Annotated in this window: 28 protein-coding genes and 1 pseudogene; 23 read left to right on the forward strand and 6 right to left on the reverse strand. The window is 46.9% G+C overall.

Features of this window, described 5'->3' with window-relative positions:
• Position 1 precedes the first annotated feature (1 nt).
• From metQ to sufB, 8 genes are all read left to right on the forward strand, one after another.
• Entirely contained in the window at positions 2-817 is an 816-nt protein-coding gene (gene metQ, locus G9F50_RS11165; RefSeq protein WP_060561920.1) for a methionine ABC transporter substrate-binding lipoprotein MetQ, read from the forward strand.
• Between the two features lie 93 nt (positions 818-910).
• Positions 911-1,288, forward strand: a complete 378-nt coding sequence (locus G9F50_RS11170; RefSeq protein WP_029973602.1) for a carboxymuconolactone decarboxylase family protein — start codon at positions 911-913, stop codon at positions 1,286-1,288.
• A gap of 192 nt (positions 1,289-1,480) precedes the next feature.
• Positions 1,481-1,633 (forward strand): YuzK family famiily protein, encoded by a 153-nt coding sequence (locus G9F50_RS11175; RefSeq protein ID WP_003151857.1) that lies wholly within the window; start codon positions 1,481-1,483, stop codon positions 1,631-1,633.
• Positions 1,634-1,809: 176 nt separating this feature from the next.
• Positions 1,810-2,595, forward strand: a complete 786-nt coding sequence (sufC, locus tag G9F50_RS11180; RefSeq protein ID WP_003327022.1) for a Fe-S cluster assembly ATPase SufC — start codon at positions 1,810-1,812, stop codon at positions 2,593-2,595.
• A gap of 17 nt (positions 2,596-2,612) precedes the next feature.
• On the forward strand, positions 2,613-3,926 hold the full coding sequence (sufD, locus tag G9F50_RS11185; RefSeq protein WP_007613603.1) for a Fe-S cluster assembly protein SufD: 1,314 nt from the start codon (positions 2,613-2,615) through the stop codon (positions 3,924-3,926).
• Positions 3,926-5,146, forward strand: a complete 1,221-nt coding sequence (sufS, locus tag G9F50_RS11190; protein WP_060561919.1) for a cysteine desulfurase SufS — start codon at positions 3,926-3,928, stop codon at positions 5,144-5,146. Before sufD ends, sufS begins: the two co-directional genes overlap by 1 nt.
• Positions 5,136-5,579, forward strand: coding sequence for a Fe-S cluster assembly sulfur transfer protein SufU (gene sufU / locus G9F50_RS11195; RefSeq protein WP_003151877.1), 444 nt, complete (start codon positions 5,136-5,138; stop codon positions 5,577-5,579). Before sufS ends, sufU begins: the two co-directional genes overlap by 11 nt.
• A gap of 19 nt (positions 5,580-5,598) precedes the next feature.
• A complete protein-coding gene (gene sufB / locus G9F50_RS11200; protein ID WP_007410090.1) occupies positions 5,599-6,996 on the forward strand; it encodes a Fe-S cluster assembly protein SufB in 1,398 nt (465 codons plus the stop codon).
• 35 nt (positions 6,997-7,031) lie between these two features.
• Here the strand turns inward: sufB and csn are convergent, their stop codons facing one another.
• Positions 7,032-7,853, reverse strand: a complete 822-nt coding sequence (gene csn, locus G9F50_RS11205) for a chitosanase (protein WP_373859657.1) — start codon at positions 7,851-7,853, stop codon at positions 7,032-7,034.
• A 130-nt stretch (positions 7,854-7,983) separates the two neighbouring features.
• Positions 7,984-8,445, reverse strand: coding sequence for a DUF2691 family protein (locus tag G9F50_RS11210; RefSeq protein WP_060561917.1), 462 nt, complete (start codon positions 8,443-8,445; stop codon positions 7,984-7,986).
• Between the two features lie 128 nt (positions 8,446-8,573).
• Here G9F50_RS11210 and G9F50_RS11215 point away from each other — a divergent pair, with 128 nt between their 5' ends.
• The 4 genes from G9F50_RS11215 to G9F50_RS11230 all read left to right on the forward strand — a co-directional run bounded on the left by G9F50_RS11215 (position 8,574) and on the right by G9F50_RS11230 (position 11,834).
• Complete coding sequence (locus G9F50_RS11215) at positions 8,574-9,074, forward strand: hypothetical protein (protein ID WP_015240535.1); 501 nt, start codon at positions 8,574-8,576, stop codon at positions 9,072-9,074.
• 72 nt (positions 9,075-9,146) lie between these two features.
• Positions 9,147-9,881: a DUF6060 domain-containing protein gene (locus G9F50_RS11220; RefSeq protein ID WP_015240534.1), complete on the forward strand. Its 735-nt coding sequence runs from the start codon at positions 9,147-9,149 to the stop codon at positions 9,879-9,881.
• A 397-nt stretch (positions 9,882-10,278) separates the two neighbouring features.
• Entirely contained in the window at positions 10,279-11,394 is a 1,116-nt protein-coding gene (locus G9F50_RS11225) for an NAD(P)/FAD-dependent oxidoreductase (protein ID WP_060561916.1), read from the forward strand.
• A gap of 65 nt (positions 11,395-11,459) precedes the next feature.
• Positions 11,460-11,834 carry a nucleotide excision repair endonuclease gene (locus G9F50_RS11230; RefSeq protein WP_007410094.1) on the forward strand — a complete coding sequence of 125 codons (375 nt, stop codon included), beginning with the start codon at positions 11,460-11,462 and terminating at the stop codon, positions 11,832-11,834.
• A 38-nt stretch (positions 11,835-11,872) separates the two neighbouring features.
• Here the strand turns inward: G9F50_RS11230 and G9F50_RS11235 are convergent, their stop codons facing one another.
• On the reverse strand, positions 11,873-12,145 hold the full coding sequence (locus tag G9F50_RS11235; RefSeq protein ID WP_015240532.1) for a DUF1648 domain-containing protein: 273 nt from the start codon (positions 12,143-12,145) through the stop codon (positions 11,873-11,875).
• 123 nt (positions 12,146-12,268) lie between these two features.
• On the opposite strand from G9F50_RS11235, the gene G9F50_RS11240 reads away from it, so the two are divergent.
• The 3 genes and pseudogenes from G9F50_RS11240 (at position 12,269) to G9F50_RS11250 (ending at position 14,323) form a co-directional block, all read left to right on the forward strand.
• Complete coding sequence (locus tag G9F50_RS11240; RefSeq protein ID WP_040238904.1) at positions 12,269-12,799, forward strand: SdpA family antimicrobial peptide system protein; 531 nt, start codon at positions 12,269-12,271, stop codon at positions 12,797-12,799.
• A 32-nt stretch (positions 12,800-12,831) separates the two neighbouring features.
• Positions 12,832-13,648 (forward strand): annotated as a pseudogene (locus tag G9F50_RS11245) (sporulation-delaying protein SdpB family protein); the annotation flags it as partial.
• Between the two features lie 84 nt (positions 13,649-13,732).
• Positions 13,733-14,323 (forward strand): sporulation delaying protein family toxin, encoded by a 591-nt coding sequence (locus tag G9F50_RS11250; RefSeq protein ID WP_025285229.1) that lies wholly within the window; start codon positions 13,733-13,735, stop codon positions 14,321-14,323.
• 33 nt (positions 14,324-14,356) lie between these two features.
• On the opposite strand, the gene G9F50_RS11255 is transcribed toward G9F50_RS11250, so the two are convergent.
• Positions 14,357-15,283: a MerR family transcriptional regulator gene (locus G9F50_RS11255; protein ID WP_060561915.1), complete on the reverse strand. Its 927-nt coding sequence runs from the start codon at positions 15,281-15,283 to the stop codon at positions 14,357-14,359.
• A gap of 196 nt (positions 15,284-15,479) precedes the next feature.
• On the opposite strand from G9F50_RS11255, the gene G9F50_RS11260 reads away from it, so the two are divergent.
• From G9F50_RS11260 to G9F50_RS11280, 5 genes are all read left to right on the forward strand, one after another.
• Positions 15,480-16,466 carry an SIS domain-containing protein gene (locus G9F50_RS11260; RefSeq protein ID WP_060561914.1) on the forward strand — a complete coding sequence of 329 codons (987 nt, stop codon included), beginning with the start codon at positions 15,480-15,482 and terminating at the stop codon, positions 16,464-16,466.
• A 73-nt stretch (positions 16,467-16,539) separates the two neighbouring features.
• Positions 16,540-17,805, forward strand: a complete 1,266-nt coding sequence (locus G9F50_RS11265) for an ABC transporter substrate-binding protein (RefSeq protein WP_060561966.1) — start codon at positions 16,540-16,542, stop codon at positions 17,803-17,805.
• A gap of 24 nt (positions 17,806-17,829) precedes the next feature.
• Positions 17,830-18,720 carry a carbohydrate ABC transporter permease gene (locus G9F50_RS11270; protein ID WP_012118373.1) on the forward strand — a complete coding sequence of 297 codons (891 nt, stop codon included), beginning with the start codon at positions 17,830-17,832 and terminating at the stop codon, positions 18,718-18,720.
• Positions 18,721-18,723: 3 nt separating this feature from the next.
• Positions 18,724-19,608, forward strand: coding sequence for a carbohydrate ABC transporter permease (locus G9F50_RS11275; protein ID WP_003151895.1), 885 nt, complete (start codon positions 18,724-18,726; stop codon positions 19,606-19,608).
• A gap of 13 nt (positions 19,609-19,621) precedes the next feature.
• Positions 19,622-20,476, forward strand: coding sequence for a PfkB family carbohydrate kinase (locus G9F50_RS11280; RefSeq protein WP_060561913.1), 855 nt, complete (start codon positions 19,622-19,624; stop codon positions 20,474-20,476).
• Between the two features lie 24 nt (positions 20,477-20,500).
• Here the strand turns inward: G9F50_RS11280 and frlR are convergent, their stop codons facing one another.
• Positions 20,501-21,229, reverse strand: a complete 729-nt coding sequence (frlR, locus tag G9F50_RS11285) for a transcriptional regulator FrlR (protein WP_012118372.1) — start codon at positions 21,227-21,229, stop codon at positions 20,501-20,503.
• 155 nt (positions 21,230-21,384) lie between these two features.
• Here frlR and G9F50_RS11290 point away from each other — a divergent pair, with 155 nt between their 5' ends.
• Entirely contained in the window at positions 21,385-22,491 is a 1,107-nt protein-coding gene (locus G9F50_RS11290) for an ABC transporter ATP-binding protein (protein ID WP_060561912.1), read from the forward strand.
• A 49-nt stretch (positions 22,492-22,540) separates the two neighbouring features.
• Here G9F50_RS11290 and G9F50_RS11295 read toward each other — a convergent pair whose 3' ends face one another.
• Positions 22,541-23,410 (reverse strand): endonuclease I family protein, encoded by an 870-nt coding sequence (locus G9F50_RS11295; RefSeq protein ID WP_007410107.1) that lies wholly within the window; start codon positions 23,408-23,410, stop codon positions 22,541-22,543.
• A 199-nt stretch (positions 23,411-23,609) separates the two neighbouring features.
• On the opposite strand from G9F50_RS11295, the gene allC reads away from it, so the two are divergent.
• Both allC and G9F50_RS11305 read left to right on the forward strand, forming a co-directional pair.
• Complete coding sequence (allC, locus tag G9F50_RS11300) at positions 23,610-24,851, forward strand: allantoate deiminase (RefSeq protein ID WP_060561911.1); 1,242 nt, start codon at positions 23,610-23,612, stop codon at positions 24,849-24,851.
• A 60-nt stretch (positions 24,852-24,911) separates the two neighbouring features.
• Positions 24,912-26,123, forward strand: a complete 1,212-nt coding sequence (locus tag G9F50_RS11305; protein ID WP_285840295.1) for a pyridoxal-phosphate-dependent aminotransferase family protein — start codon at positions 24,912-24,914, stop codon at positions 26,121-26,123.
• The last annotated feature ends 97 nt before the right edge of the window (positions 26,124-26,220 follow it).

Consider the following 26,220-nt stretch of genomic DNA (forward strand, 5'->3'; position numbering starts at 1 on the left):
ATTGAAAAAGATTGTATTAAGTGCGCTGCTGCTTGTGTTCGCGGGAGTTTTGGCCGCCTGCGGATCAAACGGCTCAAATAAAAAGGAAATCGTCGTCGCCGCGACAAAAACACCGCATGCTGAAATCTTAAAAGAAGCGGAACCGCTCTTGAAGGAAAAAGGCTACACATTAAAAGTAAAAGTGCTGAACGATTACAAAATGTACAACAAAGCGTTAGCTGATAATGAAGTGGATGCGAACTACTTCCAGCACGTTCCTTACCTTGAACAGGAAATGAAAGAAAATAAAGATTACAAACTCGTGAATGCCGGAGCCGTTCACCTTGAGCCATTCGGAATTTACACGAAAAAATACAAATCACTGAAAGACCTGCCTAAAGGCGCGACCATCATCATGACTAACAATGTCGCTGAACAAGGCCGTATGCTGGCGATGCTTGAAAAAGCCGGACTGATCACACTTGATCCGAAGGTAAAATCGATTGAAGCCACTACGAAGAACATTACGAAAAACCCGAAAAACCTGACATTCAAAAAAATCGCCCCTGAATTAACGGCGAAAGCATATAATGAAGAAGAAGGCGATGCAGTCTTCATTAACGTCAACTATGCGATTCAAAACAAACTGAATCCGTTAAAAGATGCGATTCAAGTGGAATCAACGAAAAACAACCCGTACGCAAACATCATCGCCGTACGCAAAGGTGACGAAAAATCAGAGAAAATCAAAGCGCTTATGGAAGTGCTTCACTCTAAGAAAATCAAAGACTTTATTGAGAAAAAATACGACGGAGCCGTGCTTCCCGTATCTGAATAAAACGAAAACCCCGGATGAATCATCCGGGGTTTTTTTCGGGTATTAATCGGAGAACTGTCCATAATAAAAAGGAAGGTTAACTTATTGGAGGGAATGGCAGTGGCTCAATACCAGGATAACGGCAAAAGCGTGCATGACGCATTGAAACAATATAAAGAAGGTTTAGGCATATTCGAGCAAAAAATGCCGATGATGGGGCGGAAGTTTAATGAATTTACTGAACAGTGTTTCTCAGCGGATTCATTAACTGAAAAAGAGAAACAATTAATCGCTCTGGGCATCAGCATCAGCGCTCAAGATGAATTTTGCATGATTTATCATACGAAGGGCTGCCTTGACCAAGGGGCGACAGAAGAAAACATCCTTGAGGTCATCGGCGTCGCGGCGGCATTCGGGGGCGGCGCGGCTCTCAGTCAGGGAGTGACCCTCGTGCAGCAGTGCATTCAGGAATTCGGACATACGACGCATTAGAAAGAGCAATCGTGTGAATACCGTTTTTCAGATAAAGCGAGCGCCGATTTCCGGCACATTCGAAAGGATTCAGGGGCACACTCTCTTTGGCCGGAGCAGCGGATCATTGTTACAATAGAAACAAATAGATGAAGGGATTGATTCATTATCTGCACCAGCCACGAGAGACTGGACCTTGACTATACGCCTGAAATGGAAAAAGCGATGCAGAAGTCACACGGCATCGGCTACGAGGAATACGGACGGCGTCTTTCAAAAAGGATGGAAGTCGAACGGCAGAGGGAGCTTGAATATCAAAAAAGCAAGTTCCTCGCAGCGCAGCTTAATGAGAAAATCGGTCAGTAAAAAAGGGTGGATTTCCGCCCTTTTTCTGTTTCAAACAGCTTTAATTACGCCTTGATCTTTGATAAACTTTAGGAATGTTCCGGGTAATATAAAAAGTTGTATTTACTTTTCATTTGTTATAAAATTAGAATGAGAATAAATTGAGAATAATGATTATATATTTTGGAGGTATAGATATGGCTGCTTCAACATTAACGATCAAGGATCTTCACGTTGAAATCGAAGGAAAAGAGATCTTAAAAGGTGTAAACCTTGAAATAAAAGGCGGCGAATTCCACGCTGTCATGGGGCCGAACGGTACCGGTAAATCCACGCTCTCAGCAGCGATTATGGGACACCCGAAATACGAAGTTACAAAAGGCAGCATCACGCTTGACGGCAAGGATGTACTGGAAATGGAAGTGGACGAGCGCGCTCAGGCGGGTCTTTTCCTGGCGATGCAGTACCCAAGCGAAATCAGCGGTGTGACAAATGCCGATTTCCTTCGCTCTGCGATTAACGCCCGCCGTGAAGAAGGCGATGAAATTTCTCTTATGAAATTCATCCGCAAAATGGACGAAAACATGGAGTTCCTTGAAATGGACCCTGAAATGGCGCAGCGTTACCTGAACGAAGGTTTCTCAGGCGGGGAGAAAAAACGCAACGAAATCCTTCAGCTTATGATGATCGAGCCGAAAATCGCCATTCTTGACGAGATCGATTCAGGTCTTGATATTGATGCGCTTAAAGTCGTTTCTAAAGGAATCAACAGAATGCGCAGCGAAAACTTCGGCTGCTTAATGATCACTCACTACCAGCGCCTTCTGAACTACATCACGCCTGATGTCGTTCACGTTATGATGCAGGGACGTGTAGTGAAATCCGGCGGCGCTGAGCTTGCACAGCGCCTTGAAGCGGAAGGTTATGACTGGATTAAACAAGAACTAGGCATTGAAGACGAAACTGTAGGCCAAGAAGCGTAAGCGTTAGGGGGATAATCATGACATTGGAAACGAAACTATCCGTAGATCAGGAATATGTCAAAGGCTTTTCCGAAAAGCATCAAGAACCTGCCTGGCTGAAAAACCTGCGCTTACAGGCTCTTGAAAAAGCTGAAGATCTGCCGCTGCCTAAGCCTGATAAAACAAAAATCACAAATTGGAACTTTACAAAGTTCAACAAGCATACAGTAGAAAATGCGCCGCTTGCTTCTTTAGAAGATTTAGCTGATGAAGCAAAAGCGCTGATCGATATCGAAAATGAAGACAAAACGTTATATGTGCAGCGTGACCAAACGCCTGCATTCCTGTCTCTCTCTAAAGAGCTGAAAGACAAAGGCGTTATTTTCACGGACATCTTAACGGCTGCCCGTGAGCACAGCGACCTCGTTGAGAAGTATTTCATGAAAGACGGCGTTAAGGTCGATGAACATAAACTGACTGCGCTTCATGCAGCATTAATGAACGGCGGGGCATTCCTTTATGTTCCTAAAAACGTTCAGGTGGAGACGCCTGTTCAGGCCGTTTACGTTCATGAAAGCAATGACACGGCATTGTTCAACCACGTACTGATTGTCGCTGAAGACCACAGCTCCGTCACTTACGTTGAGAACTACATCAGCACGGTGAATCCGAAAGAAGCTGTATTCAACATTATCAGTGAAGTGGTCACAGGTGATAATGCCAGCGTGACGTACGGCGCCGTTGACAACCTGTCAGCAGGCGTCACAACATACGTTAACCGCCGCGGAGCCGCGCGCGGACGCGACAGCAGAATCGAGTGGGCGCTCGGACTGATGAACGACGGCGACACGATTTCTGAAAACACGACAAACCTCTACGGAGACGGCACATACGGCGATACGAAAACCGTAGTTGTCGGAAGAGGAGAACAGACGGAAAACTTTACGACGCAGATCATCCACTTCGGTAAGGCTTCTGAAGGCTATATCCTGAAGCACGGAGTCATGAAAGATGCCGCATCTTCCATCTTTAACGGAATCGGCAAAATCGAGCACGGCGCGTCGAAAGCAAACGCTGAACAGGAATCCCGCGTTCTGATGCTGAGTGAAAAAGCACGCGGAGATGCAAACCCGATTCTTTTAATTGATGAAGACGATGTAACTGCAGGACATGCGGCATCTGTCGGCCGTGTGGACCCGATCCAGCTTTACTACTTAATGAGCCGCGGAATTCCGAAAGAAGAAGCGGAGCGCTTAGTCATTTACGGATTCCTTGCTCCGGTGGTAAAAGAGCTTCCGATTGAAGGAGTTAAGAAACAGCTCGTCTCCGTCATCGAAAGGAAAGTAAAATAATGAATATCACCGATATTCGTGAACAGTTCCCGATCCTTCATCAGCAAGTGAACGGACATGACCTCGTGTACCTTGACAGCGCGGCGACTTCCCAGAAGCCGCGTGCTGTCATTGAAGCAGTGAATCAGTATTACAGCAAATACAATTCCAATGTCCACAGAGGCGTTCATACTCTTGGCACAAGAGCGACAGACGGCTATGAAGGTGCGCGTGAAAAAGTCCGTAAGTTTATCAATGCGAAATCAATGGCTGAGGTCATTTTCACAAAAGGCACGACAACTTCACTGAATATGGTGGCGCTGAGCTATGCCCGCGCCAGCTTAAAACCCGGTGATGAAGTGGTCATCACCCAAATGGAGCATCATGCGAATATCATTCCGTGGCAGCAGGCAGTAAAAGCAACCGGTGCGACTTTAAAGTATATCCCGATGCAGGAAGACGGCACGCTTTCGTTAGACGACGTCCGGCAGACTGTCACAAGCCATACGAAGATCGTGGCAGTCGCTCATGTGTCAAACGTGCTCGGCACGATCAACCCGATTAAAGAGATCGCCAAAATCGCTCATGACAATGGCGCGGTCATCGTGGTGGACGGGGCGCAAAGCACACCGCACATGAAAATCGACGTTCAGGACTTGGATTGCGACTTCTTCGCGCTTTCTTCCCATAAAATGTGCGGCCCGACGGGAATCGGCGTGCTGTACGGCAAGAAAGAACTGCTTGAGAATATGGAGCCGGCCGAATTTGGCGGCGAAATGATCGACTTTGTAGGGCTTTATGAATCAACTTGGAAAGAGCTTCCGTGGAAATTTGAAGCAGGCACGCCGATTATCGCAGGCGCGATCGGATTGGGAGCTGCGATTGATTTTCTTGAAGAGATCGGACTCGACGAGATTTCCCGGCATGAGCATAAGCTTGCAGCCTATGCGCTTGACCGTTTCGAGCAGCTAGACGGCGTGACGGTATACGGTCCGAAAGAGCGGGCGGGACTTGTGACATTTAATCTTGATGAGGTTCACCCTCATGATGTCGCGACTGTCCTCGATGCTGAGGGCATTGCGGTCAGAGCCGGCCATCATTGCGCCCAGCCGCTCATGAAATGGCTGGATGTATCTGCTACTGCGAGAGCGAGTTTTTATCTGTATAATACAGAGGAAGAGATCGATAAGCTCGCGGAAGCCCTCCAAAAGACAAAGGAGTACTTTACAAATGTCTTTTAATGCAAATTTAGATACATTATACAGACAAGTGATCATGGATCATTACAAAAATCCGCGCAACAAAGGGGTTTTGGATGACAGCATCGTCGTCGATATGAACAACCCGACTTGCGGCGACCGGATCAGACTGACAATGAAGCTTGACGGCGATACCGTTCAGGAAGCGAAGTTTGAAGGGGAAGGATGTTCTATCTCCATGGCTTCAGCTTCCATGATGACGCAGGCGATTAAAGGAAAAGATATTGATACCGCCCTTTCCATGTCTAAGATTTTCTCAGACATGATGCAAGGGAAAGAGTATGACGACTCGATAGATCTCGGGGATATTGAAGCTCTTCAAGGCGTTTCGAAATTCCCGGCCCGGATTAAATGTGCCACCCTTTCATGGAAAGCACTTGAAAAAGGAGTCGCTGGCGAAAAAGGCGGCAATTAAAAGATTGGAGTGAAAATGGATGGCTAAAAAAATGCCTGAAATTGGTGAATACAAGTACGGTTTTCACGATAAGGACGTTTCCATTTTCCGTTCAGAGCGCGGATTGACAAAAGAAATCGTAGAAGAAATTTCACGCATGAAAGAAGAGCCTCAATGGATGCTTGATTTCCGCCTGAAATCTCTTGAGCATTTCTACAACATGCCGATGCCTCAGTGGGGCGGGGATTTAAACTCTTTAAACTTTGACGAAATTACGTATTACGTAAAGCCGTCTGAGCGTTCAGAGCGTTCTTGGGATGAAGTGCCTGAGGAAATTAAACAGACATTCGACAAACTCGGTATTCCTGAAGCTGAGCAAAAATACCTTGCCGGTGTTTCTGCACAGTACGAATCCGAAGTTGTTTACCACAATATGAAAGAAGATCTTGAAGAGCAAGGCATCGTCTTCAAAGACACAGACAGCGCGCTGAAAGAAAATGAAGACATTTTCCGCGAGCACTGGGCGAAAGTCATTCCGCCGACTGATAACAAGTTTGCGGCGCTGAACTCAGCTGTTTGGTCCGGCGGATCTTTCATCTACGTGCCTAAAGGCGTGAAGGTTGAAACACCGCTTCAAGCTTACTTCCGCATCAACTCTGAAAATATGGGTCAGTTCGAACGTACGCTGATCATCGTTGACGAAGAAGCAAGCGTTCATTACGTAGAGGGCTGTACGGCTCCTGTGTACACAACAAACTCGCTTCACAGCGCGGTTGTTGAAATCATCGTCAAAAAAGGCGGCTACTGCCGTTATACAACAATTCAAAACTGGGCGAACAACGTTTACAACCTAGTAACGAAACGTACGGTTTGTGAAGAAAACGCGACGATGGAATGGGTTGACGGAAACATCGGTTCTAAATTGACGATGAAATATCCGGCTGTCATTCTGAAAGGTGAAGGCGCGCGCGGCATGACGCTTTCTATCGCTCTTGCGGGCAAAGGACAGCATCAGGACGCAGGCGCGAAAATGATTCACCTTGCACCGAATACGTCATCCACAATCGTATCAAAATCGATTTCCAAACAGGGCGGAAAAGTAACATACCGCGGTATCGTCCACTTCGGACGAAAAGCGGACGGCGCCCGTTCAAACATCGAATGTGATACGCTCATTATGGATAACAAATCAACTTCTGATACAATCCCTTACAATGAAATCCTGAACGACAACATTTCATTGGAGCACGAAGCGAAAGTATCAAAAGTTTCTGAGGAACAGCTTTTCTACTTGATGAGCCGCGGGATTTCTGAAGAAGAAGCAACAGAAATGATCGTTATGGGCTTCATCGAGCCGTTCACAAAAGAACTTCCGATGGAATACGCAGTTGAAATGAACCGTTTGATTAAGTTCGAAATGGAAGGCTCCATCGGTTAATAGTAAAACCCCGCCATATGGCGGGGTTTTTTTGTTTATTGAATAGTGAAATTACCGTATTCGCTTGACCGGACATGAATCGGCCCGTTTAAATTGTAGTTCTTCTCTTTGACAATATCGCGGAAAACGTCGACACGGGCAACCGATTCTCTCCATTCGTCCTGAGTGTCCTCATCTGACGGATTCATCAGATCGTCATAGCGCACATCCAGGAATTTATTGAGCCATTTCTTCTCGTCAGTTCCGTCTTTCGGTGACCCGCCCATTTTTTTGTTCGTGCGTTTAATCAGGGCATAAAAGGAGTCCGGATCATCGCCGTCGCCATGCTGAATCACCGTATCGTACATCACTGCTTTTGCCAAGGCCGTTTTCAGTCCGGCATTTTCTGAACGTTTCATCGCCGGCTGATAATACAAGCTGTCATTTACCTTATCCTGGGCAGCGCGGAAGGCTTTATCATTGCCAAGTGAGCGCCAGGCAGAAGCGAATCCTTTCAGATTGCTGATGTCATCGCTTTCGTCTTTCGCAAGACGCCGCAATTCAGGCAAATACTTTTTCAATTTGTTATTCGGCACCGCTTTCGTGTATACTTCGACTACTTCCAGCGCATCTCCGGTAGCCGTCGTAAAGCCGGCCCGCCCGCAAGTGTAACCTCTTCCGTCATCCAACGCTTCAACATATCCGTATTGGATTTCCGTCTTTCCGTTTTCAAAGATGCTGGTCAGCTGTTCCGCCCGGCGCTTCTGATCCTTATTCAGCCCGGCCGCAAAAACCGTACCGCTCATCATCAGGGTAAAAAACATGGTGAAAATAAGGGATGAAACTGCGGTCTTCTTTAAACTGATTTTCATTGCCATACCCCTTTCATATGTAAGTTACGCACTCAGTATACATGAGAGGGTTGTTTTTTTGTTGAAAACACGCGAATTTGTCAATATTTTGAATCCTAAGCCCTATCAGGCGCTTCATAAAAAGAACGCACCTTCATCAGACAGACAATCCCGTTCTCGCGTCATTCTCATCTGTAACATAGTCAACGCGGTGAAACCCGCATTGTACAGCCTGCTGATAAAGGGCTTCGAGCATATCCGGATCTTTGCAATATAACGTTACATACGAGCAATCTGCAATGAGAAGCACAAGCTCACAGGAACTCTCCAAATACTCCTCGTACGTATTGATTTCCGTTACCATCCCGCCCGGGAAAGCTTTCAATTCAGCAAAAATCATATAATAAGGGTTTCCTTCCAGACGCTGACGGAGTTCTTGACCCTGAATGATGCGCTGATTTTGCGGAAACAGGTCTGTATCGGTGTCTTCTTTGAATTCAGTATACGCCTCTCCATCACCGATAAACCACGTATAGGATGAGATGGGGAACGGTTGTAATATATCTGCCGCAAACCGTCCGAATTCATTTGGGATGTCAAATGTAATGCCGCGTTTCATAATAAAATGAGGATATCGAATAACTAATGACTGACTATTTCGAAATTAAATCCATAGGAACTTTATTTTATTACTGTAAAATTGCTATAATAATAGCTAATATATTTCTAAATTGGAGGACTATTGTTATGAAGGGGAAAAAGATCATTATTTGTTTATTGGTCATCTGTATTATTTTCATAATCAGTTTGTTTTTTATTAAGAATAATGAAACTCCTGATTCAGCGAAAAAATTTAATACTGAACATGAAGCTTTACAGTATGCTAAACAAGAATCACCTTATATCACTGATTTTATATATGAAACAAAGGAAATTGACAATGAAAAAGTTGTGATATACAAATTTGAAGAAAATAAACAAATGGGTGTAGGAACAGGAACATTGGCATGGAAAGATAAAAAAGTTATATGGGTAAAGAATGGAAATGGTGTAGCGCTTAAAAATCAGAATAATAAGACAGATATTTCATTTGATGTAAAGTCGTATTCAGGTAAAAAATATAAGTTATATGCTGGATTTAACAAAACGAAAAATCTGAAAATTGAAACTCAGACAGATAACAATGTAACCCCTCATGTGGATAAGAAATCTGGAATATATTATTTGTTAATTCCTAGTATAAATTAATCTTACCAATTTTACAAAAAATATACTATCATGGTAATATTTTAATATGTTATAAAAATAAGGAGGGTCTATATGAAAAAGAAAGTTACGCTTTTGATTGCAGTTTTCGTGGTGTTTTTGATGATTTTTGGAAATCCATCGAAAGGATTCGCTGTCGAGCAATATACTATTAATCTATCTGATTCAAATGTAGAAAAATTTTATGATGAGGAACAAGGTGCAGTAATCGCACCATTCAAAGCGTCAGAACATGGGCTTGTACCTGTTTCAAAAGACGAATATGAAAAAACGACTGAAATAAAAGAAAACGAAAATTTAGAGAATGAGTTTGTTGTTTCTGAGGAAAGTAATGACGAATTAGAATTTAAGCCCTATGCTGATGTTGATCTTAGATATTGGAGATATAAAGAAAAATCAGCCACTAAATATTATGGAGACCCTATTAAAGTTTCAGCAACAATTAAGTGTACTACATCATCGTGCAGAGTAGATAAACAGACGCAAGCTACTGTATCTAAGTCTTACAGTGTTAATGCTTCATCAGAAATACAAGCTATAAACTATGGAGCTAGTTTTAATTTTACGTCAGCAAAATCTTATTCTACTACATATTCCTTTACGCTCAAAAAAGGCCAATCTGGATATATAGCCTTTAAACCATACAAAAGAAAGTCTACAGGTACCCTAACGCAGTATTCTACAATGCATGGTAAAATCAGCAGTAAATCAGCCTATGGAAGATCAGCGATTAAAATGAAAACTGGAGAAGCTGATGGATACTATACTTTTGTTTTTACTAAAAAATAGTATGATAGATCAGTTTATATAGTGGAAGGATAATAGTGAAATGCCTTTATCCTCTCAATTTTTATTTTTTAAAAGGACGGGGCTTGATACTTAGCCGCGTTCTTTGATGTTCTCTTTTGTTCTTGATCCTGTATATACGTTGACTATGACTTTTGAATTGATACTGGCTGCTGTTTGAAAGCTTGCGATTGTCGTTTTAGGGTCTGTGTTTTCTTCACATCCATGATGATTTACGTTTAAGACACCACCTTTTCTCTATTGATAGTGATGGGATCTTTGATAGGTGAGCGAAGAGATTGGTCGACCTTCTGCTTTTTCATATGGGAGCAAAAGGTCGAAGCAAAGCGCTCTATTTGTTAAAATAAATAAGACAAAACAGATAGAAAAGGTGTTACACATGAAGTCTTATATAATTATCGGGGGCGGCATTCTCGGTGCGTCCGCGGCTTATCATCTCGCAAAGGCCGGGGCGGAAGTAACGGTCATTGACCGGAAACACCCGGGGCAGGCGACTGACGCCGCGGCGGGGATCGTCTGCCCGTGGCTGTCACAGCGCCGCAATCAGGCATGGTATGCGATCGCAAAAGGCGGAGCCCGTTATTATGAACGATTGATACAGCAGCTTGAAGCTGACGGAGAAACAGAAACCGGTTATCAAAAGGTCGGTGCCGTCAGCCTCCATACGGATGAAAAAAAGCTCAGCCAAATGGAGGAAAGAGCTTATAAAAGAAGAGAGGACGCCTCTGAAATCGGTGACATTACAAGACTGACTCCGGCAGAAACGAAGGCGCTGTTCCCCGCGCTGTCGGAGGAATACGGAGCGGTTTATGTCAGCGGCGCGGCCCGGGTGAACGGGAGGGCGCTTCGTAAGGCGCTGTTAAACGCGGCCGTTAAGCACGGCGCGGCGGTTTACAATGAAGAAGCGTCAATATTGACAGAGGACGGTGCCGTCATTGGTGTGAAAACCGCAGAACGCACGCTTACTGCCGACCAGGTTCTCGTAACGGCCGGCGCTTGGGCGAGAGAGCTGCTTGAGCCGCTCGGCATCCGTTTTTCAGTATCATACCAAAAGGCGCAGATCGTTCATTTAGAGCTTCAGGGAGAGGATACGGGCGGCTGGCCCGTCGTCATGCCTCCAAACGATCAATACATTCTCGCCTTTGACAGCGGCAGAATCATAGCGGGCGCGACTCATGAAAACGATACCGGCATGGATTTGCGGGTGACGGCCGGCGGTCTCCGCGAGATTTTTGACAAAGCATTAACCGTGGCGCCGGGCCTTTCAGACAGTACTGTAATAGAGACAAGAGTCGGTTTCAGGCCGTTTACTCCCGGTTTTCTTCCCGTCATCGGCAAAGTGCCGAATATCAGCGGACTCCTCGTTGCCAACGGGCTGGGCGCCTCAGGACTGACGAGCGGGCCGTATCTGGGGGCTGAACTGGCGAAACTCGCGCTCGGGCAGCAGACGGAAATTGATTTAAGCCTTTATGATCCGGCCGGGGCGCTTGAATAAAAAATAGCTTTTGGCGCATTCTTATGATAGGATGGAGCTTTAATGAATAAGAGGACGTGACCCATTTGATAAAAATAAACCTTCCTGCTCCTGATGTAACCATTACGGAACGGCAGCAGTCACCGTCGGAGAATGAACCGGCGATTAAAGCGATTTACGGTTTCATTGATTTTCACCAAATTCCGAGAGACAAAGGCGGCATATTTATGTTTTATAACATTCATGATGAGCTGCTGTTTGTCGGGAAAGCCCGTAAATTAAGACAAAGAATCAAAAAGCATTTTGAAGACAATGTGTCGCCTGTTAAACATCACAGGGACGAAGTGTATAAAATTGAAGTATGTGTCGTAAATGATCCGATGGAAAGGGAGATTTACGAAACGTACGCGATCAATACCCTTCAGTCGAAATACAACATTGAGAAAGTATTTTATAAATAAGAAAAACCTGAGCTTAAGGGCTCCGGTTTTCTTTATGTTTACAGTGCCAGCCACATCACGGCAATATGCACGATCAGCAGACAGTAAACGATGAGGAATAGCTGGACGACCTTTTTTCTGAATAACATGCAGATCATCATGAGCACGGGAAAAATCAGGACGCCGGCCGTTTTATTGATTGATGTATTCGGACGGTTCGACACGTCATAGTGAATGGCCATATCAGCAGGAAGAAACGGATAAAACACAATCGACAGAATAAAGGCGAGAACCACAGCTCCCCACAGCACTTTATCATTCATCAAAAACATATGAACACTCCCTTTTTACATATAATAGTATATTAGTCCGAAAAATCTAATTTATCAATATTTTACCTGTTGATTGGTGTATAATCATGTCAATGAAATTTCCATACGCTAGGAGGGTTTCAATTGACTGACAAGAAGCAAACCAGCATGTTTTCATTCTTTCTTTTTATCATGGCCGCCTGGATCATCGTTTTGTTTTTTACCGTCATCGCGGCACTGCCAAGCTCCGCCATCCAATTAACCAAGCATCAATCCAAAACCGTTTCCATGATTTATCCGCAAAGCTGGGGGTTTTTCAGTAAAGATCCGAGAGAAGACAGCTTGAACATCTATCTTCTTGATGCCGATGAGGAGCTCAGATGGCCGAATAATTCTCTGAAAAATGTCATCGGCTTAAACCGCTACGGCCGGACGCAAGGGATAGAGCTCGGCCTTATGCTGGAAAAGCTGCCTTCCAAAGAGAAGTGGAACGACTTCACGACTGGCCAAGACATTAAGGATACCACATTTTTGAAAATGAAAAATGAGTCTCCCTCCCCAAGGCTGAAAGGGAAAATGATCATTACATATGAACGCATTACCCCATGGGCATGGAGCCAACATACCGAAACGAAAAGAACCATCAAAAAATACATCGGAGTGGATGTCAATTGATTCAGGATGCAAAAAAGCAGCTCACCTTATGGATGATGAAGAATCCGCCTTGGACAAATGTGTACGGGCTTGCCAGAAGCTTAATCGCGCTCGGCACGCTGCTGACATTGCTGTTCAATCCGGCGTCTGTCTTCTTCAAAACGCAAAATCAAATGCTCAGTTTTTCCGACACGTTCAGCCTGTTTCTGCTGTTTCCCGATTTCCGTTACATTGAGATCGTCAAAGCCGTTTGTATCTGTATGTTAATCCTTGTCGTCATTGGCTGGCGGCCGCGAATCACCGGTTTTTTTCACTGGTGGATTTCGTACAGCTTCCAAAACTCCGCCGTTACCCTTGACGGAGGAGATCAGGTGGCTGCCGTTTTTACACTGCTGCTGCTCCCGCTGACATTAACCGATCCGCGGAAATGGCACTGGTCTCCGTACGAGGCGTCTTTTGAGAAAAGGCCGCTTGAGCCTTATTACCGCTCCTTGTGCTGGGCGACGCTGACAATCATCAGAATACAGGTCGCAATGCTGTATTTTAACTCCGTCATTGCTAAACTGATGGAAGAAGAGTGGCAGAACGGAACTGCCGTTTATTACTATTTGAACGATCCGATGCTGGGTCTGCCGGATGCGCTTCACGGTCTGTTTGACTTTATCCTGCAGTCCAAGCTTGTCATCATCCCGACTTGGGGCACGCTTATTGTGCAAACCATTATGTTCTGCGCTTTGTTCGCTCCGAAAACATATTGGCGTCTGATATTGTTTATCTCCATTTTTATGCACGAAATCTTTGCCGTTATGCTGGGGCTTACCTCGTTTTCCATTACGGTGGCTGGTATTTTGGTCCTGTTTTTGGTGCCGGCAGAGAAAACAGTAGCTTTGAACCATTACAATCCCCTTTTTATCAGATACAATTTTTTCAATAAAAGGAAAAGGAGGAAATTATATGGTTAAAAGCAAGAAGTCCGCAGCTGCCATGATGCTGGTGTTTGTTTTAATGGTCGCATTAGTCGGCCCGCATGCCGCGGCGAAAACTGAGCCATCCGTCTCTTATTCGGGTGAAGACATTTTTTCCGGCATCTTTTTCGGACAAGGTGAGGTCGCAAAGCTCCTTCCTGAAGTATGGGATACCAAGGCTGTCAAAAAGATTGATCAGGATGAATTGAAGCAAGTTTCCGATCAGGTGATCGCTGATATTAAAAAGTCATCGCCGAATTATTTTAAAGAGTTGAAAGCGGCGGTCTACAGCGGCGATTATGAGAAAGTGAACAGCGTCATTGATCAAGGTTCGCAGATTATGGCGAAAGTGCTGAAAGAAGAGTTTGACAAAAAGAGCATGGACAAAGGAAAATCAACGGCCATCGGCCAATGCGCAACGGCTGTATGGGTATTTTTAAACGCAGCGGCCGCCATTGAGACGATCGCTCTTGCGGTAGCGGCCATCATTTTGACAGTAGCAAGCGTTGACGAAGATTCCGACTTAGGAAAAGAGCAGCTCATCGCTAATGTCGTTGACCGCATTAACGCGCAGCACTGAGGCTGAAGAAAGAAAACGCTAAGGAGACGAACCTTAGCGTTTTTTTGATTGAAGCATCTGTTTTAAATATGCTTCTGAGTCAAAGCCGAGTTCCTCGTCGGCTTCTTTTTTCAGTTCAAGCTGAAGTCGCACGTACGTGTCATATTTCGGGCTGAGCTTTTGAAGAAGATTGCTGAAAGGCGATCCCGCCTTCAGCGCGGGAAGATCAGAAGCTGATTCTCCGACCTTGATCAGGCTTTCCCTGTATTCTTCATCTGTCTGCACTCTTTTCACAAGCTGAATGATGATGTTTTTATGAGTGTCCCAAGTGGCGGGGTCTCTCTCCAAAATCCGCTCGATAAATTGATCATGCTGGACTTTGTGCTGCTGGAGCTGAGCCGGATCTTCCTTGCCGACCAGCTGCATTATCGGGTGTGCAGCCGGGACTTCTTCCATATCATCCAATACTTTAATAAGCTCCGCCCATATCGTTTTTTTCTCATCTGTATCAATAGAAAAGTCGAGGAACGGTTCAAACAGCGCGGCGATAAATTCTCCGAAATCTCCCGGGAACAGTTTTTTCAGCTGAAGTCCCATATACTTCGGTTCATCTATTTTGACCTCGCCGATATCATGCAGAATTGAATCGACATTTTCCGCATCTTCCACGCGCTTGATCAGCATTTCAGTCAGTTTCCGTTCCTGCTCAAGCTCTTCAATCTGCCGGCTGAGCTTTTGATGCTGCCGGCGCAGTATATCATGCAGACTGCTGCCCTCTAAGAGGAACGCTTTAATATCGCTTACAGACAGTGCCAGCATTCGGAGGGCGGCAATCATTTTCAGCGTATTCACGTTCTGATCGGAATACTCACGGTATCCGTTATCAGGGTTTTTGCTGACGGTGATTAAACCTTCCTGCTCATAATATTTGATGGCTTTTTTCGTGAGACCCGTCTGTCTGGCGGCTTCTTTTATATTCATTCTGAATCACTCCCTGTTTTTCATTCTAAACGTGTCTCTAAGGGTCAGGTCAAGAGAGGGCGGGAAATAAGACGGGTTTATGTTATATTTTAGAAATTTCAGAAAATATGATTGACAACGCACCTTTGTTGCGATTAATATAACGTTATATAATGTTATATAACGTTATATAATAAAATACTGAGGAGTGAAGGATTTGAGTCAAACTGCCGCACAAGTGAATCACAAAGTTCAGGCTTTCTTGAATGATCTGAAAGGAAAAACGATTGACCACGTCTTTTTCGTCGCTTGCGGGGGTTCTTCAGCCATTATGTATCCGAGCAAGTACGTGTTTGACAGAGAGGCGAAAGCCATCAGCTCTGATCTCTACAGTTCAAATGAATTTATTCAGCGCAATCCCGTTCAGCTCGGAGAGAACTCTCTCGTGATTTTATGTTCTCAGTCAGGCAATACGCCGGAAACGGTGAAAGCCGCCGGTTTCGCCAGAAAAAAAGGCGCGCTTACGATTGCGATGACCTTTGAGCCTGATTCGCCGCTAGCGAAAGAAGCCGAATATGTCGCGGTGTATGACTGGGGTGAGAACGCACAGGCGATAAATACGAATTACGGAGTTCTGTATCAAATCGTGTTCGGCGCTTTACACGTGCTGGAAAATCATCCCGCGTTTGAGCCGGCGATCGACGGACTCAATAAGCTCCAGACCGTATATGACAAAGCGCTTAAACAAGAAGCGGATCACGCAAAGGCATTCGCGAAAGCCCACGAAAAAGAAGATATCATTTACACGATGGCAAGCGGTGCGAACTACGGCGTCGCTTACTCCTACAGCATCTGCATTCTCATGGAAATGCAATGGATTCATTCCCACGCCATTCATGCCGGAGAATATTTTCACGGACCGTTCGAAATCATTGATGAATCCGTTCCATTTATTATCCTGCTCGGCTTAGACGAAACAAGACCCCTTGAAGAGCGGGCGCTTTCCTTCTCAAAAAGATACGGCAAAAAACTGACTGTGCTTGATGCGGCAGCATATGATTTTTCCGGAATTGACGATTCTGTAAAAGGCTATCTGGCTCCTCTCGTATTAAACCGGGTGCTCAGAAGCTATGCGGATGCGCTGGCGGAAGCAAGGAACCATCCGTTAAGCCAGCGGCGTTACATGTGGAAAGTCGAATATTAAGAACGCGCATTATATTTCACCGGACTATAATGATATATAACGTTATAGTCCGGTGACAAAGGAGGAAAAGCATCTGAAAAAGCTCATCTGCCTGTTCGTTCTGTTAGCCGTATGTCTGTCAGCCGCCGCCTGTTCAAGCCAAAGCAGTTCCTCTGACGGAAAAGTGACCTTGAAGTTTTTTCACAGGTGGCCGAAGGAGCCGGAAAAAAGCTATTTTGAAGAAGCGGTCAAAGAATTTGAAGCCGCTCATCCGGATATTCATATCCAAACGGAAGCGGTCTTAAACGATTCTTATAAAGACAAGGTGAAAGTCATGCTCGGAACAACGAGCCCCCCTGATATTTTCTTTTCATGGAGCGACCGGTTTGCTTATAAATTCATCAAAGGAGATAAAGCCCTCGATCTGTCGTCTTACTATCAGCAGGATAAAGATTGGTCCTCACAGCTGGTGCAGTCACAAATCAAACCCTTTACGCATGACGGAAAACAGTACGGTGTTCCGTGGCAAATGGACGCTAAATCATTCTTTTATAATAAGGACATTTTTCATACATTACATTTGAAGCCCCCGGCGACATGGGATGAACTGATCACAGTCTCTGAGAAATTGAAAGAGAACGGATATATTCCGATCAGTTTCGGCACAAAAGCGCCTTGGACCATTTCTCATTATATCGGGACGCTGAACCAGCGTATGGTGGATGAAAAAACGCGGGCGAAGGATTACAGCCCGGAAACCGGGGAGTTTACGGACGAAGGCTATGTCAAAGCGCTTGAAAAGCTTCAGGAACTTCTGCCGTACTTTACAAAGCACGTGAACTCCGTCGATCACGAATACGTGCGCCAGCAGTTTACGAGCGGCAAAGCGGCGATGATTTATGCGGAAACGGCAGAAATTAAGCTCGTCGAACCGGTCAATCTGGGCTTGTTTCCTTTCCCGAAAATCAGCGGCGAAAAGGGATCTCCCCGTGCACTGACCGGATCTCCGGAAGGATTTATGATTTCCTCAAAAACGAAGCACCCGAAAGAAGCTATGGAATTTCTTCAGTTTTTAACCTCGAAAAAAATGGGAGAGAAGCTGATAAAAGACGTCGGTAAATACAGCGCGGTTCAAGGAACGGCGACAGAAAACAATTCCACCCCGATCCAGCGTGAAGCCGTGCAGGATATCGTCCGCGCCGAAACAATGGTGCCGTGGTTTGATATGGATGTTGACGTTGAAATCGCCGATGTGTATGCGGCAGGCGTTCAGCAGATGCTCGGCGGCACAATGACACCGCGCGAGGTGATGAATTCCGTGCAGAAAGCGGCGCGTCAGGTCAAAGCGTCATCTGAATAGAACAGATTTCTTTGGAGAAAGGAGATGAGGATTTCCTTGGTCAGCCGAAAACGTTTCATTCCGTATCTGTTTCTCGCGCCCGCGCTGATTTTTCTGCTGTTCGTTTACATTCCGATTATTGAGAATGTGTTTTTCAGTCTGTTTGAATGGAGCTCATTTCAACCCGAAAAGACGTTTATCGGTTTGAAAAATTATATTGACCTGTTTCACGATCCCGTGTTTTTTACAGCGCTCCGCAACAATGTGCTGTATGCGGTCATATCGCTGATTTGCCAGGTTGGCGGCGGCTTAATTCTGGCGGCCGTGCTGGAAGACAGATTGGTAAGAAAATGGTCGCCGTTTTTCCGCACGGTCTTTTTTCTTCCGGTCGTCATTTCCATGACCGTCATTGCGCTGTTGTTTGATTTTATTTATAACCCGGAAATCGGTCTCTTGAATCAGCTGCTGGAAGCCGTCGGACTTGATGAACTGACCCGGGCGTGGCTGGGCGATGAAAACACCGCTATGCTGTCTGTCATTTTTGTGTCTCAATGGCAGTCTGTCGGTTACATCGCCATGCTGTACATTGTCTCGATTCAGAGCATTCCCGCTGAATTATATGAATCGGCGCAGCTGGACGGAGCCGGAAAAATCCAGCAGTTTTTTCACATTACGGTGCCGCAGACGAAAGAAATGTCGTTTGTTGCCGTGGTGATGACGCTGACCGGCGCATTTACCGTATTTAATGAACCGTATATTCTGACCGGCGGAGGGCCGGGCAATGCTTCAGAAGTGCTGAGCACATTTTTGTATAAGAGCGCTTTTACAAAGGATATGATGGGCTACGCTTCTGCGATCGCGACGGTGGTGCTTTTGCTGACGCTTGCTCTGTCGCTTATTCAGATGAAATTCTTTAAGACCGGAAAGGAGGAGTAGCCGATGCTTCCTGAAAAGACGGACTTGCGTCATGCCCGTCAGGCCGTCAGAACAGGCGGAAAACCGAGAAAATGGTATGTCGGGGAAACGTCCGTGTGGCTGTTTCTCTTTATCTACCTCATTGCCGTTGCATATCCGCTGTTATGGATGGCGGTCAGCGCCTTTAAAAGCTCGGATGAGATTTTTGAGCACAGCTGGTCGCTGCCCTCTGTCTGGCATCCCGAAAACTTCGTATCCGCATGGAACCAAGGAATTTCCGCTTATTTTATGAACAGCGTCATTGTGACCGTGCTGACTTGTCTCATCACCGTATTTGTGAGCGCCTGGGCGGCATACGGGCTGGCCCGTTTCCAATTTAAAGGAAAAGGGTTTGTGCTGATCATTTGTCTTGGCGGCTTGATGCTGACGCCGCAGGTCAGTCTTGTGCCGCTGTACTCCATTATCCAGTCATTGGGACTGTACAATACGTATTGGGCATTGATTCTTCCGTACGCCGCCTACCGTATTCCGTTTACCGTGATTCTGATCCGTTCCTATTTTTTGTCGATTTCCAAAGAGCTTGAGGAAGCTGCCTATCTGGATGGATGTACAAGTTTCGGAATATTTTTCAGAATATTCTTACCTATGAGCGTGCCGATTCTGGTGACATCAGGCATTTTGACGGCTTACCATACATGGAATGAGTTTATGTTTGCGATTATTTTTATCGATGATGAAAATTTACGGACGATTCCGGCCGGGCTGATGCAGTTCAGAGATGCGCTGCAGACGGATTGGGGCGTGCTGCTGGCCGGGCTGACGATTTCTGCTGCTCCGATCATCGCGCTGTTTTTATTGATGCAGAGATATTTTATCCGCGGCATTGCTGCGGGAAGCGTGAAAGGATAAGGAGGATGAAAAGATGAAACTGATAGCGGCCGGAGATAATGTAGTAGATTATTATCAGGATCAGGAGACGTTTTACCCGGGCGGAAATGCGTTAAATGTAGCCGTGCTTGCCCGGCGCTTAGGCCACGAAACTTCTTATATCGGGATTCTCGGCAGTGATGAAGCGGCGGATCACGTATTGAATGTGCTGAAACTGGAAAAGGTGAATGCCGATCTGATCCGCCGGGCATACGGAGAAAACGGGATGGCGGTCGTCACGCTTGATGAAAGAGGGGACAGGATATTTGCCGGATCAAATAAAGGCGGCGTGCAATCGCGTCTGACGCTCGCTTTTCAGGAGAATGACATCTCATTTATCGCCGGACATGATTTGCTCCATACGAGCGTATACAGCAGGATAGAACGTGATCTTCCGATGCTGAGCGGCCATGTGCCGATTTCCTTTGACTTCTCTGTAAAACGTGACGAAGCCTATTTAGAAGCGGTCTGTCCGTACGTGACGTATGCGTTTTTTTCCGGGAGTGATTTGAGTGAAAGTGAATGTATGCGGCTTGCCGAAAAAGCCCGCGGTTTCGGAGCGAAAATCGTCTGTCTGACAAGGGGAGAATATGGCGCGGTGTTATCGGATGGGGAACGCGTCTATCATCAGCCGGTGGTAAGAGCTGATATAATAGATACATTGGGCGCGGGTGATTCTTTTATCGCCGGGTTTCTTACCGATTTCTTCGAGCATCAGGATATTCGGCGAGCGCTTACTGCGGCCGCCGGGACGGCTGCCAAAACATGCGGAGGGTTCGGAGCGTTCGGTTACGGGCATCCCTACAGGCCGGGCGGCTGGAAAAGCAGTGAAAAAACGAGAATACGATAAGCATTGTCTCGTTTTTTATACTTGTTACGCATAGGGACTGTTAATGGTAAACGTGACGCGGTCGGTATGCATTAAAAACAGCGAGCTGTATATCGGCTGGTCTTTTGACATAAATGCGGTTTTATCAATTTCAAAAAGCGCATCCCCGATATCACAAGCCAGATAGCGGCTTTCTTCCTGCTTGGCGTATACGACATTTAACAGCTTCGTATTATGGGTGGGCACCACCTGATAGTGCTGTTTCAAAATGTCATGCATCGACACGCCGCCTTTAATATGCTTGCCGATGTCGGGAAATAAACTGAGCGGATAGTGGGCGATTTCGAATGAGAGCGGCTGGTCGTCGTGAAATAAAATGCGTTTCAATTCAAGAACGGGACTTTCGGAAGCGACGCGAAGTTTTTGGGCGATGGATTTAGGCGCTTCAATGATTTCATGAGAAAGGATCTGGTGTTTCGGTTTTTTCCCCGTTGATTCCATAAATTCAGAGTAGCCGTTGACCGCGATGAGCTCCCGCTTCAGTTTAGGGCTTTTAACGAACGTTCCCTTTCCCTGCTGCCGGACGAGCCAGCCTTCTTCCACAAGATCAAGGATGGCCTTCCTGACCGTTATGCGGCTGACGTTGTACGTTTCGCACAGCTCATTTTCGGTCGGCAGTTTTACGGACGGCGAATAAACGCCCTTCTTGATATCGTCCGCGATAATTTGTTTCAGCTGAATATATAAAGGTTTCGAGCTCCCGTTATTTAACAATGGGACGGACCTCCTTTGTCAAGTAGTAGTACTATTATATGTATTATGACGTTATAATACAAATTTGCTTTTCATTTATGAATCTTTCAGAAACCCCGAACATTTTTAACATAACAGAAAGATGTGGCGGTTTCCAGTATTGGAGGAGGTTTCGAATGGCATCATTAACATTTGACCATATCAAAAAAACATACGGCGCCCAATCGGCGGCAGTGAAGGATTTTCACTTAGATGTAAAAGATGAGGAGATGCTGGTGCTTGTCGGTCCCTCCGGCTGCGGCAAATCTACGACACTCAGAATGATTGCCGGACTGGAGAGCATTTCTGAGGGGAAGCTTTATATCGACGGAGACGCGGTGAACGATCTGCCCCCGAAGGATCGCGATATCGCAATGGTTTTTCAGAATTACGCGCTGTATCCCCACATGACGGTGTTTGACAATATGGCGTTCGGTTTGAAGCTCAAAAAGCTGCCGAAAAAAGAAATCGCAGAGCGAGTCCGGACGGCCGCCGATATTTTGGAAATCGGGCATCTGCTCAAGCGGAAACCTAAGGCTCTCTCAGGCGGGCAACGGCAGCGGGTTGCGCTCGGCCGGTCGATCGTGCGGGAGCCGAAAGTGTTTCTGATGGACGAGCCGCTTTCCAACTTAGACGCGAAATTGCGAGTGACGATGCGCGCCGAAATCAGCAAGTTCCATCAGCGTTTGAAAGCGACCATCGTTTATGTGACGCATGATCAGACGGAAGCGATGACAATGGGCGACCGGATTGTCGTGATGAATGAAGGAGATATTCAGCAGGCCGCAAGCCCCCATGAGATTTATCATTATCCGGCGAATCTGTTTGTGGCGGGTTTTATCGGTTCTCCGAGTATGAATTTTATAAAAGGCGCCATTGAAGAAAGTCACGGGCAATGGTATTTTGCCGGTTCGTCCGTTCGTCTGCCCATTCCGAAAGAAAAAGCGGCCGTTCTTGTGCAGAAAGGATACAGCGGTAAGGAGATGATTGCGGGGCTGCGTCCGGAGCATTTGACGCTTGCCGGACAATCAGAGCACCCGCCTGAAGCGGTGTGCCGCGCTGTGGCGGAAGTATGTGAAAACTTAGGCGCGGAGATGTACGTTCATGCGGTGAGCGGAGATGACCGCATGACGATCCGTCTTGACGGCGCTTCACAGGTGAAACCCGGCGATGCTATTCTGCTTGCGGTCAATATGAACCGGGCCGTCTTTTTTGATGCCGACACTGAAAACGCCGTATATTGAAAAAGGGAGCCTGCTGATCGGGGCTCCCTTATCACTTCTTATGATACGATTACCAGATTTCGTCCGCCCATTCCGGATGGTCGATAAACGGATTGCGGTTATGCTGATAGTCTTCGTAAATGATTTCGTTCCGCCGTTTTTCCTTACTGTCGACGGGGTCTTGTTGATTCCATTTGAGCAAAACGGACAGTTTTCCCATGTAAGGAGCTGAGCCGTTTCCGGTTTTATCATTCAGCTCAAGGTCAGGATACCCGTCGTCTCCTTCATAACGCACCGCCATGTAAAACAGCATGCGGGCGACGTCTCCTTTAACCTCATCGCGCGGCTCCCAGGAATCACCGTCGTAATAATTGCCCGGCGCTTTCGGGTATTCTGAGCCGCCGTTATCAAAATCCATGTTTCCTCTGGCACTGTTCACCTGGACGTCTGCAGGGCGCAGATGATGAATGTCCGTCCCGGGGCCGGCAGCTGTTCCGAAGTTTCCGTGTGACTTTGCCCACACGTGTTCACGGTTCCAGTCCCCGACGCTTCCGCCGTTTTTACTTTTGGCCCGTGATTCCTGGGTGTAGAGCAAGATGACATTGTTCGGGTTTGCCGGATCTTCGTCAGTTTCCTTCAATGCATTCCATACTTGGCTGTAAGACAGCTTTGTATGTCCGCTGATGATGCGGTGCAGGGCGCTCTTTAAGGCCGTTCCGCTTTTTCCGGAAGCTTCTTTGTAATATGTGTCCGTATCCGCAGACGGAGTGATGACAGCTGAGGCAGTTTGCGGAAAAAGAGTTGTGCCGCCGGCAGTTGAAACCGCCATCCGGCTGTACAGATTCGTGTCAGCCGGCGCGCCCGCAGAGGCTGACGGCGCGGCCCATCCAAAAATGAAAAACAGGCAGACAATCGGCAGAAACCAAAGTTTTTTTGTCATGACTTGCCCTCCTTTACCTCTATTATCCAAAAAATAAATCTAATATTCTATCTTTTTTGAAAAATGGTTCCTTCGGCTTATTGGTCAAAGTATCCGGAAAATCGTTGATTTTTTGGAAGATATGATAATGAACTCGTTATGCGCTCCTTCTATAATGAAGATCATCTTGTCAGTTTTTCAGTTTAAAAGGAGGGCGTGTATGGAACATCAGCAGCTTTCGGCGGCGAATATCGGGATTTCCGATGACATACAATGGCTGTCTCAATTCGGCGCTTCCGCTTCCGGCGGAGTGACGAGGCTTTTATATACGAAAGAATGGATGGACGCCCAGCTTGCCGTCAAAAAGAAAATGGAGGCGTTCGGGCTGGAAACGGCATTTGACGATGTCGGTAACGTATTCGGCCGGCTGAACGGCACAGAATCGCCTGATGAGGTGATTCTGACCGGGTCGCATATTGACACCGTTATTGACGGCGGCAAATATGACGGTGCGTTCGGCGTGCTGGCGGGCATGCTGGCGATCCGTCATTTGCATGAGACGTGCGGGCGTCCGAAAAAAACGCTGGAGGCTGTGTCGCTCTGTGAAGAGGAAGGGAGCCGTTTTCCCATCACTTATTGGGGATCCGGCAATATCACCGGTGCTTTCTCGCTTTCAGATGCGGAAACGCCGAAAGACGCGTCCGGCATTTCTCTGAAAGAAGCCATGCGGCAGAACGGCTTCGGTGCAGGCCGTTATCCAGCACCGCTGCGCACAGATATCAAAGCCTTTCTGGAAATTCATATTGAACAGGGGCAAACGCTTGAACGATCGGGAAGGGATATCGGGATTGTCACCGGGATTGCTGGACAGAGACGCTATACCGTTACGCTTGACGGTGAATGCAACCATGCCGGCACCACTTCGATGAAATGGCGGAAAGATCCGCTCGCGGCGGGAAGCAGCATCATCCATGAACTCATGCTCTCAGCGGAAAGACAGCCGGAAGAGCTCCGCCTGACGTGCGGGAAAATGACGGTTGAACCGAATATGGCGAATGTCATTCCGGGCCGTATCCAGTTTTCCGTTGATATTCGCCACCGGCAGGAAGACGTGCTGGCAGCCTTCCATCAAAAACTGGTATCGATTGTTGAAAACATCAGCCGCAGCAAAGGAGTCAGGCCCGTTATTGATGAATATATGAGGATAGAGCCGGTTCAAATGAATCAGACACTGACGCGAACCGCAGCGGAGGCTGCAAAAGAACAGGGGGCGGACCCGGAGAAAATCGTAAGCGGAGCGGGACATGACGCCCAGATGCTCGGCAGAACCTTTCCGGCCTGCATGCTGTTTGTGCCGAGCCGTGGCGGAATCAGCCACTCGCCGCTTGAATTCACACCCGCACATCAGCTTGAAACCGGCGTCCTTACGCTGGCGAATGTATTACATAAACTTGCCTATTAACGTAAAGGGGGAATCGGCGTGCCGACCAGAAAAGAATTATGCATTCCGCAAAGAACGATTATGACACCGGGACCGACAGAAGCTGAACCGAGAGTGCTGAGGGCGATGGGCGCTCCGATCATCGGCCAGTTTGACCCGGCATTTACCGGCATCATGAACGAAACGATGCAAATGCTCCGTGAATTGTTTCAAACGGAAAACCGCTGGGCCTATCCGATTGACGGTACATCAAGAGCGGGGATTGAGGCTGTTCTCGCAAGTGTGATAGAACCGGGCGACAGCGTGCTCGTTCCGATATACGGACGCTTCGGATACCTGCTGACTGAAATCGCCGAGCGGTACGGAGCGGACGTTCATACGATCGAGTGTGAATGGGGAACGGTCTTCCGGCCTGAAGAGATTATCAGCGAGATGAAAAAGATTTCCCCGAAAATCGTCGCTATGGTGCACGGAGAAACATCAACGGGGCGGATTCACCCGCTGAAAGAAATCGGGGAAGCGTGCCGCGCCCAAGACGCACTCTTTATCGTGGATGCCGTGGCCACGATCGGAGGCTGCGCCGTAAAAACGGATGAATGGAAGATTGACGCAGTCATCGGGGGAACGCAAAAATGCCTGTCGGTCCCTTCCGGAATGGCGCCGATTACTTATAATGACCGGACGGCAGCTGTCATTGCCGCGCGTAAAAAGGTAGAACGGGGCATTGCGACGGCAGCCGACGGCAAAAGGCTGTCCGGTCATCGGCCGGTTACGAGCAACTATTTTGATCTGAGCCAGCTCGAAGATTATTGGAGTGAAAGAAGGCTGAATCACCATACAGAAGCGACAGCAATGCTTTATGCGCTGCGGGAGGGTGTGCGCCTTGTCCTGGAAGAAGGACTTGAAGAACGGTTCCGCAGGCATCAGCGTCATGAAAAAGCGCTTACGGCGGGACTTGCAGCGATGGGCCTTGATTTATTCGGCGATCCGGAGGCGAAGCTGCCTGTCGTCACATGTGTGAAGATTCCGCCGGAAGCAGACGGCGAATCGATTAGAAGGATGCTTTTGTCTCAATTCGGAATTGAAATCGCCAGCTCATTCGGTCCGCTGCAGGGGAAAATTTGGAGAATCGGAACGATGGGCTACAGCTGCAGAAAGGAAAATGTGCTGTTTGTGCTGGCCGGACTTGAAGCGGTTCTGATCAGACACGGAGTTGCCGTTAAAGCCGGGGAAGCGCTGCAGGCGGCCCTTAACATATATGATCTGCCGGCTGAAACCGGTGTGCTGTCATGAGACTTGAAAACGAGATTGAAATCATCTGGACTTTTTTCCCTTTTGCCCGTTATACTGAATGGTATAAAAAATGACAAATATGGAATGATCATCTGTT

Source organism: Bacillus sp. EKM206B (genome assembly GCF_011066015.1).
Taxonomy (GTDB): Bacteria; Bacillota; Bacilli; order Bacillales; family Bacillaceae; genus Bacillus; species Bacillus velezensis.

What these genes read in the sequence shown, in the direction of transcription:
- sufS (WP_060561919.1), top strand. Translation starts at nt 3,926, where the DNA reads ATGAATATCACCGATATTCGTGAACAGTTCCCGATCCTTCATCAGCAA.
- G9F50_RS11305 (WP_285840295.1), top strand. Translation starts at nt 24,912, where the DNA reads ATGACACCGGGACCGACAGAAGCTGAACCGAGAGTGCTGAGGGCGATG.
- sufU (WP_003151877.1), top strand. Translation starts at nt 5,136, where the DNA reads ATGTCTTTTAATGCAAATTTAGATACATTATACAGACAAGTGATCATG.
- G9F50_RS11280 (WP_060561913.1), top strand. Translation starts at nt 19,622, where the DNA reads ATGAAACTGATAGCGGCCGGAGATAATGTAGTAGATTATTATCAGGAT.
- sufC (WP_003327022.1), top strand. Translation starts at nt 1,810, where the DNA reads ATGGCTGCTTCAACATTAACGATCAAGGATCTTCACGTTGAAATCGAA.
- csn (WP_373859657.1), bottom strand. Translation starts at nt 7,853, where the DNA reads ATGGCAATGAAAATCAGTTTAAAGAAGACCGCAGTTTCATCCCTTATT.
- G9F50_RS11295 (WP_007410107.1), bottom strand. Translation starts at nt 23,410, where the DNA reads ATGACAAAAAAACTTTGGTTTCTGCCGATTGTCTGCCTGTTTTTCATT.
- G9F50_RS11170 (WP_029973602.1), top strand. Translation starts at nt 911, where the DNA reads ATGGCAGTGGCTCAATACCAGGATAACGGCAAAAGCGTGCATGACGCA.
- G9F50_RS11210 (WP_060561917.1), bottom strand. Translation starts at nt 8,445, where the DNA reads ATGAAACGCGGCATTACATTTGACATCCCAAATGAATTCGGACGGTTT.
- G9F50_RS11255 (WP_060561915.1), bottom strand. Translation starts at nt 15,283, where the DNA reads ATGAATATAAAAGAAGCCGCCAGACAGACGGGTCTCACGAAAAAAGCC.
- G9F50_RS11290 (WP_060561912.1), top strand. Translation starts at nt 21,385, where the DNA reads ATGGCATCATTAACATTTGACCATATCAAAAAAACATACGGCGCCCAA.
- sufB (WP_007410090.1), top strand. Translation starts at nt 5,599, where the DNA reads ATGGCTAAAAAAATGCCTGAAATTGGTGAATACAAGTACGGTTTTCAC.
- G9F50_RS11175 (WP_003151857.1), top strand. Translation starts at nt 1,481, where the DNA reads ATGGAAAAAGCGATGCAGAAGTCACACGGCATCGGCTACGAGGAATAC.
- G9F50_RS11270 (WP_012118373.1), top strand. Translation starts at nt 17,830, where the DNA reads ATGAGGATTTCCTTGGTCAGCCGAAAACGTTTCATTCCGTATCTGTTT.
- G9F50_RS11215 (WP_015240535.1), top strand. Translation starts at nt 8,574, where the DNA reads ATGAAGGGGAAAAAGATCATTATTTGTTTATTGGTCATCTGTATTATT.
- G9F50_RS11225 (WP_060561916.1), top strand. Translation starts at nt 10,279, where the DNA reads ATGAAGTCTTATATAATTATCGGGGGCGGCATTCTCGGTGCGTCCGCG.
- G9F50_RS11235 (WP_015240532.1), bottom strand. Translation starts at nt 12,145, where the DNA reads ATGTTTTTGATGAATGATAAAGTGCTGTGGGGAGCTGTGGTTCTCGCC.
- G9F50_RS11220 (WP_015240534.1), top strand. Translation starts at nt 9,147, where the DNA reads ATGAAAAAGAAAGTTACGCTTTTGATTGCAGTTTTCGTGGTGTTTTTG.
- G9F50_RS11250 (WP_025285229.1), top strand. Translation starts at nt 13,733, where the DNA reads ATGGTTAAAAGCAAGAAGTCCGCAGCTGCCATGATGCTGGTGTTTGTT.
- sufD (WP_007613603.1), top strand. Translation starts at nt 2,613, where the DNA reads ATGACATTGGAAACGAAACTATCCGTAGATCAGGAATATGTCAAAGGC.
- G9F50_RS11275 (WP_003151895.1), top strand. Translation starts at nt 18,724, where the DNA reads ATGCTTCCTGAAAAGACGGACTTGCGTCATGCCCGTCAGGCCGTCAGA.
- allC (WP_060561911.1), top strand. Translation starts at nt 23,610, where the DNA reads ATGGAACATCAGCAGCTTTCGGCGGCGAATATCGGGATTTCCGATGAC.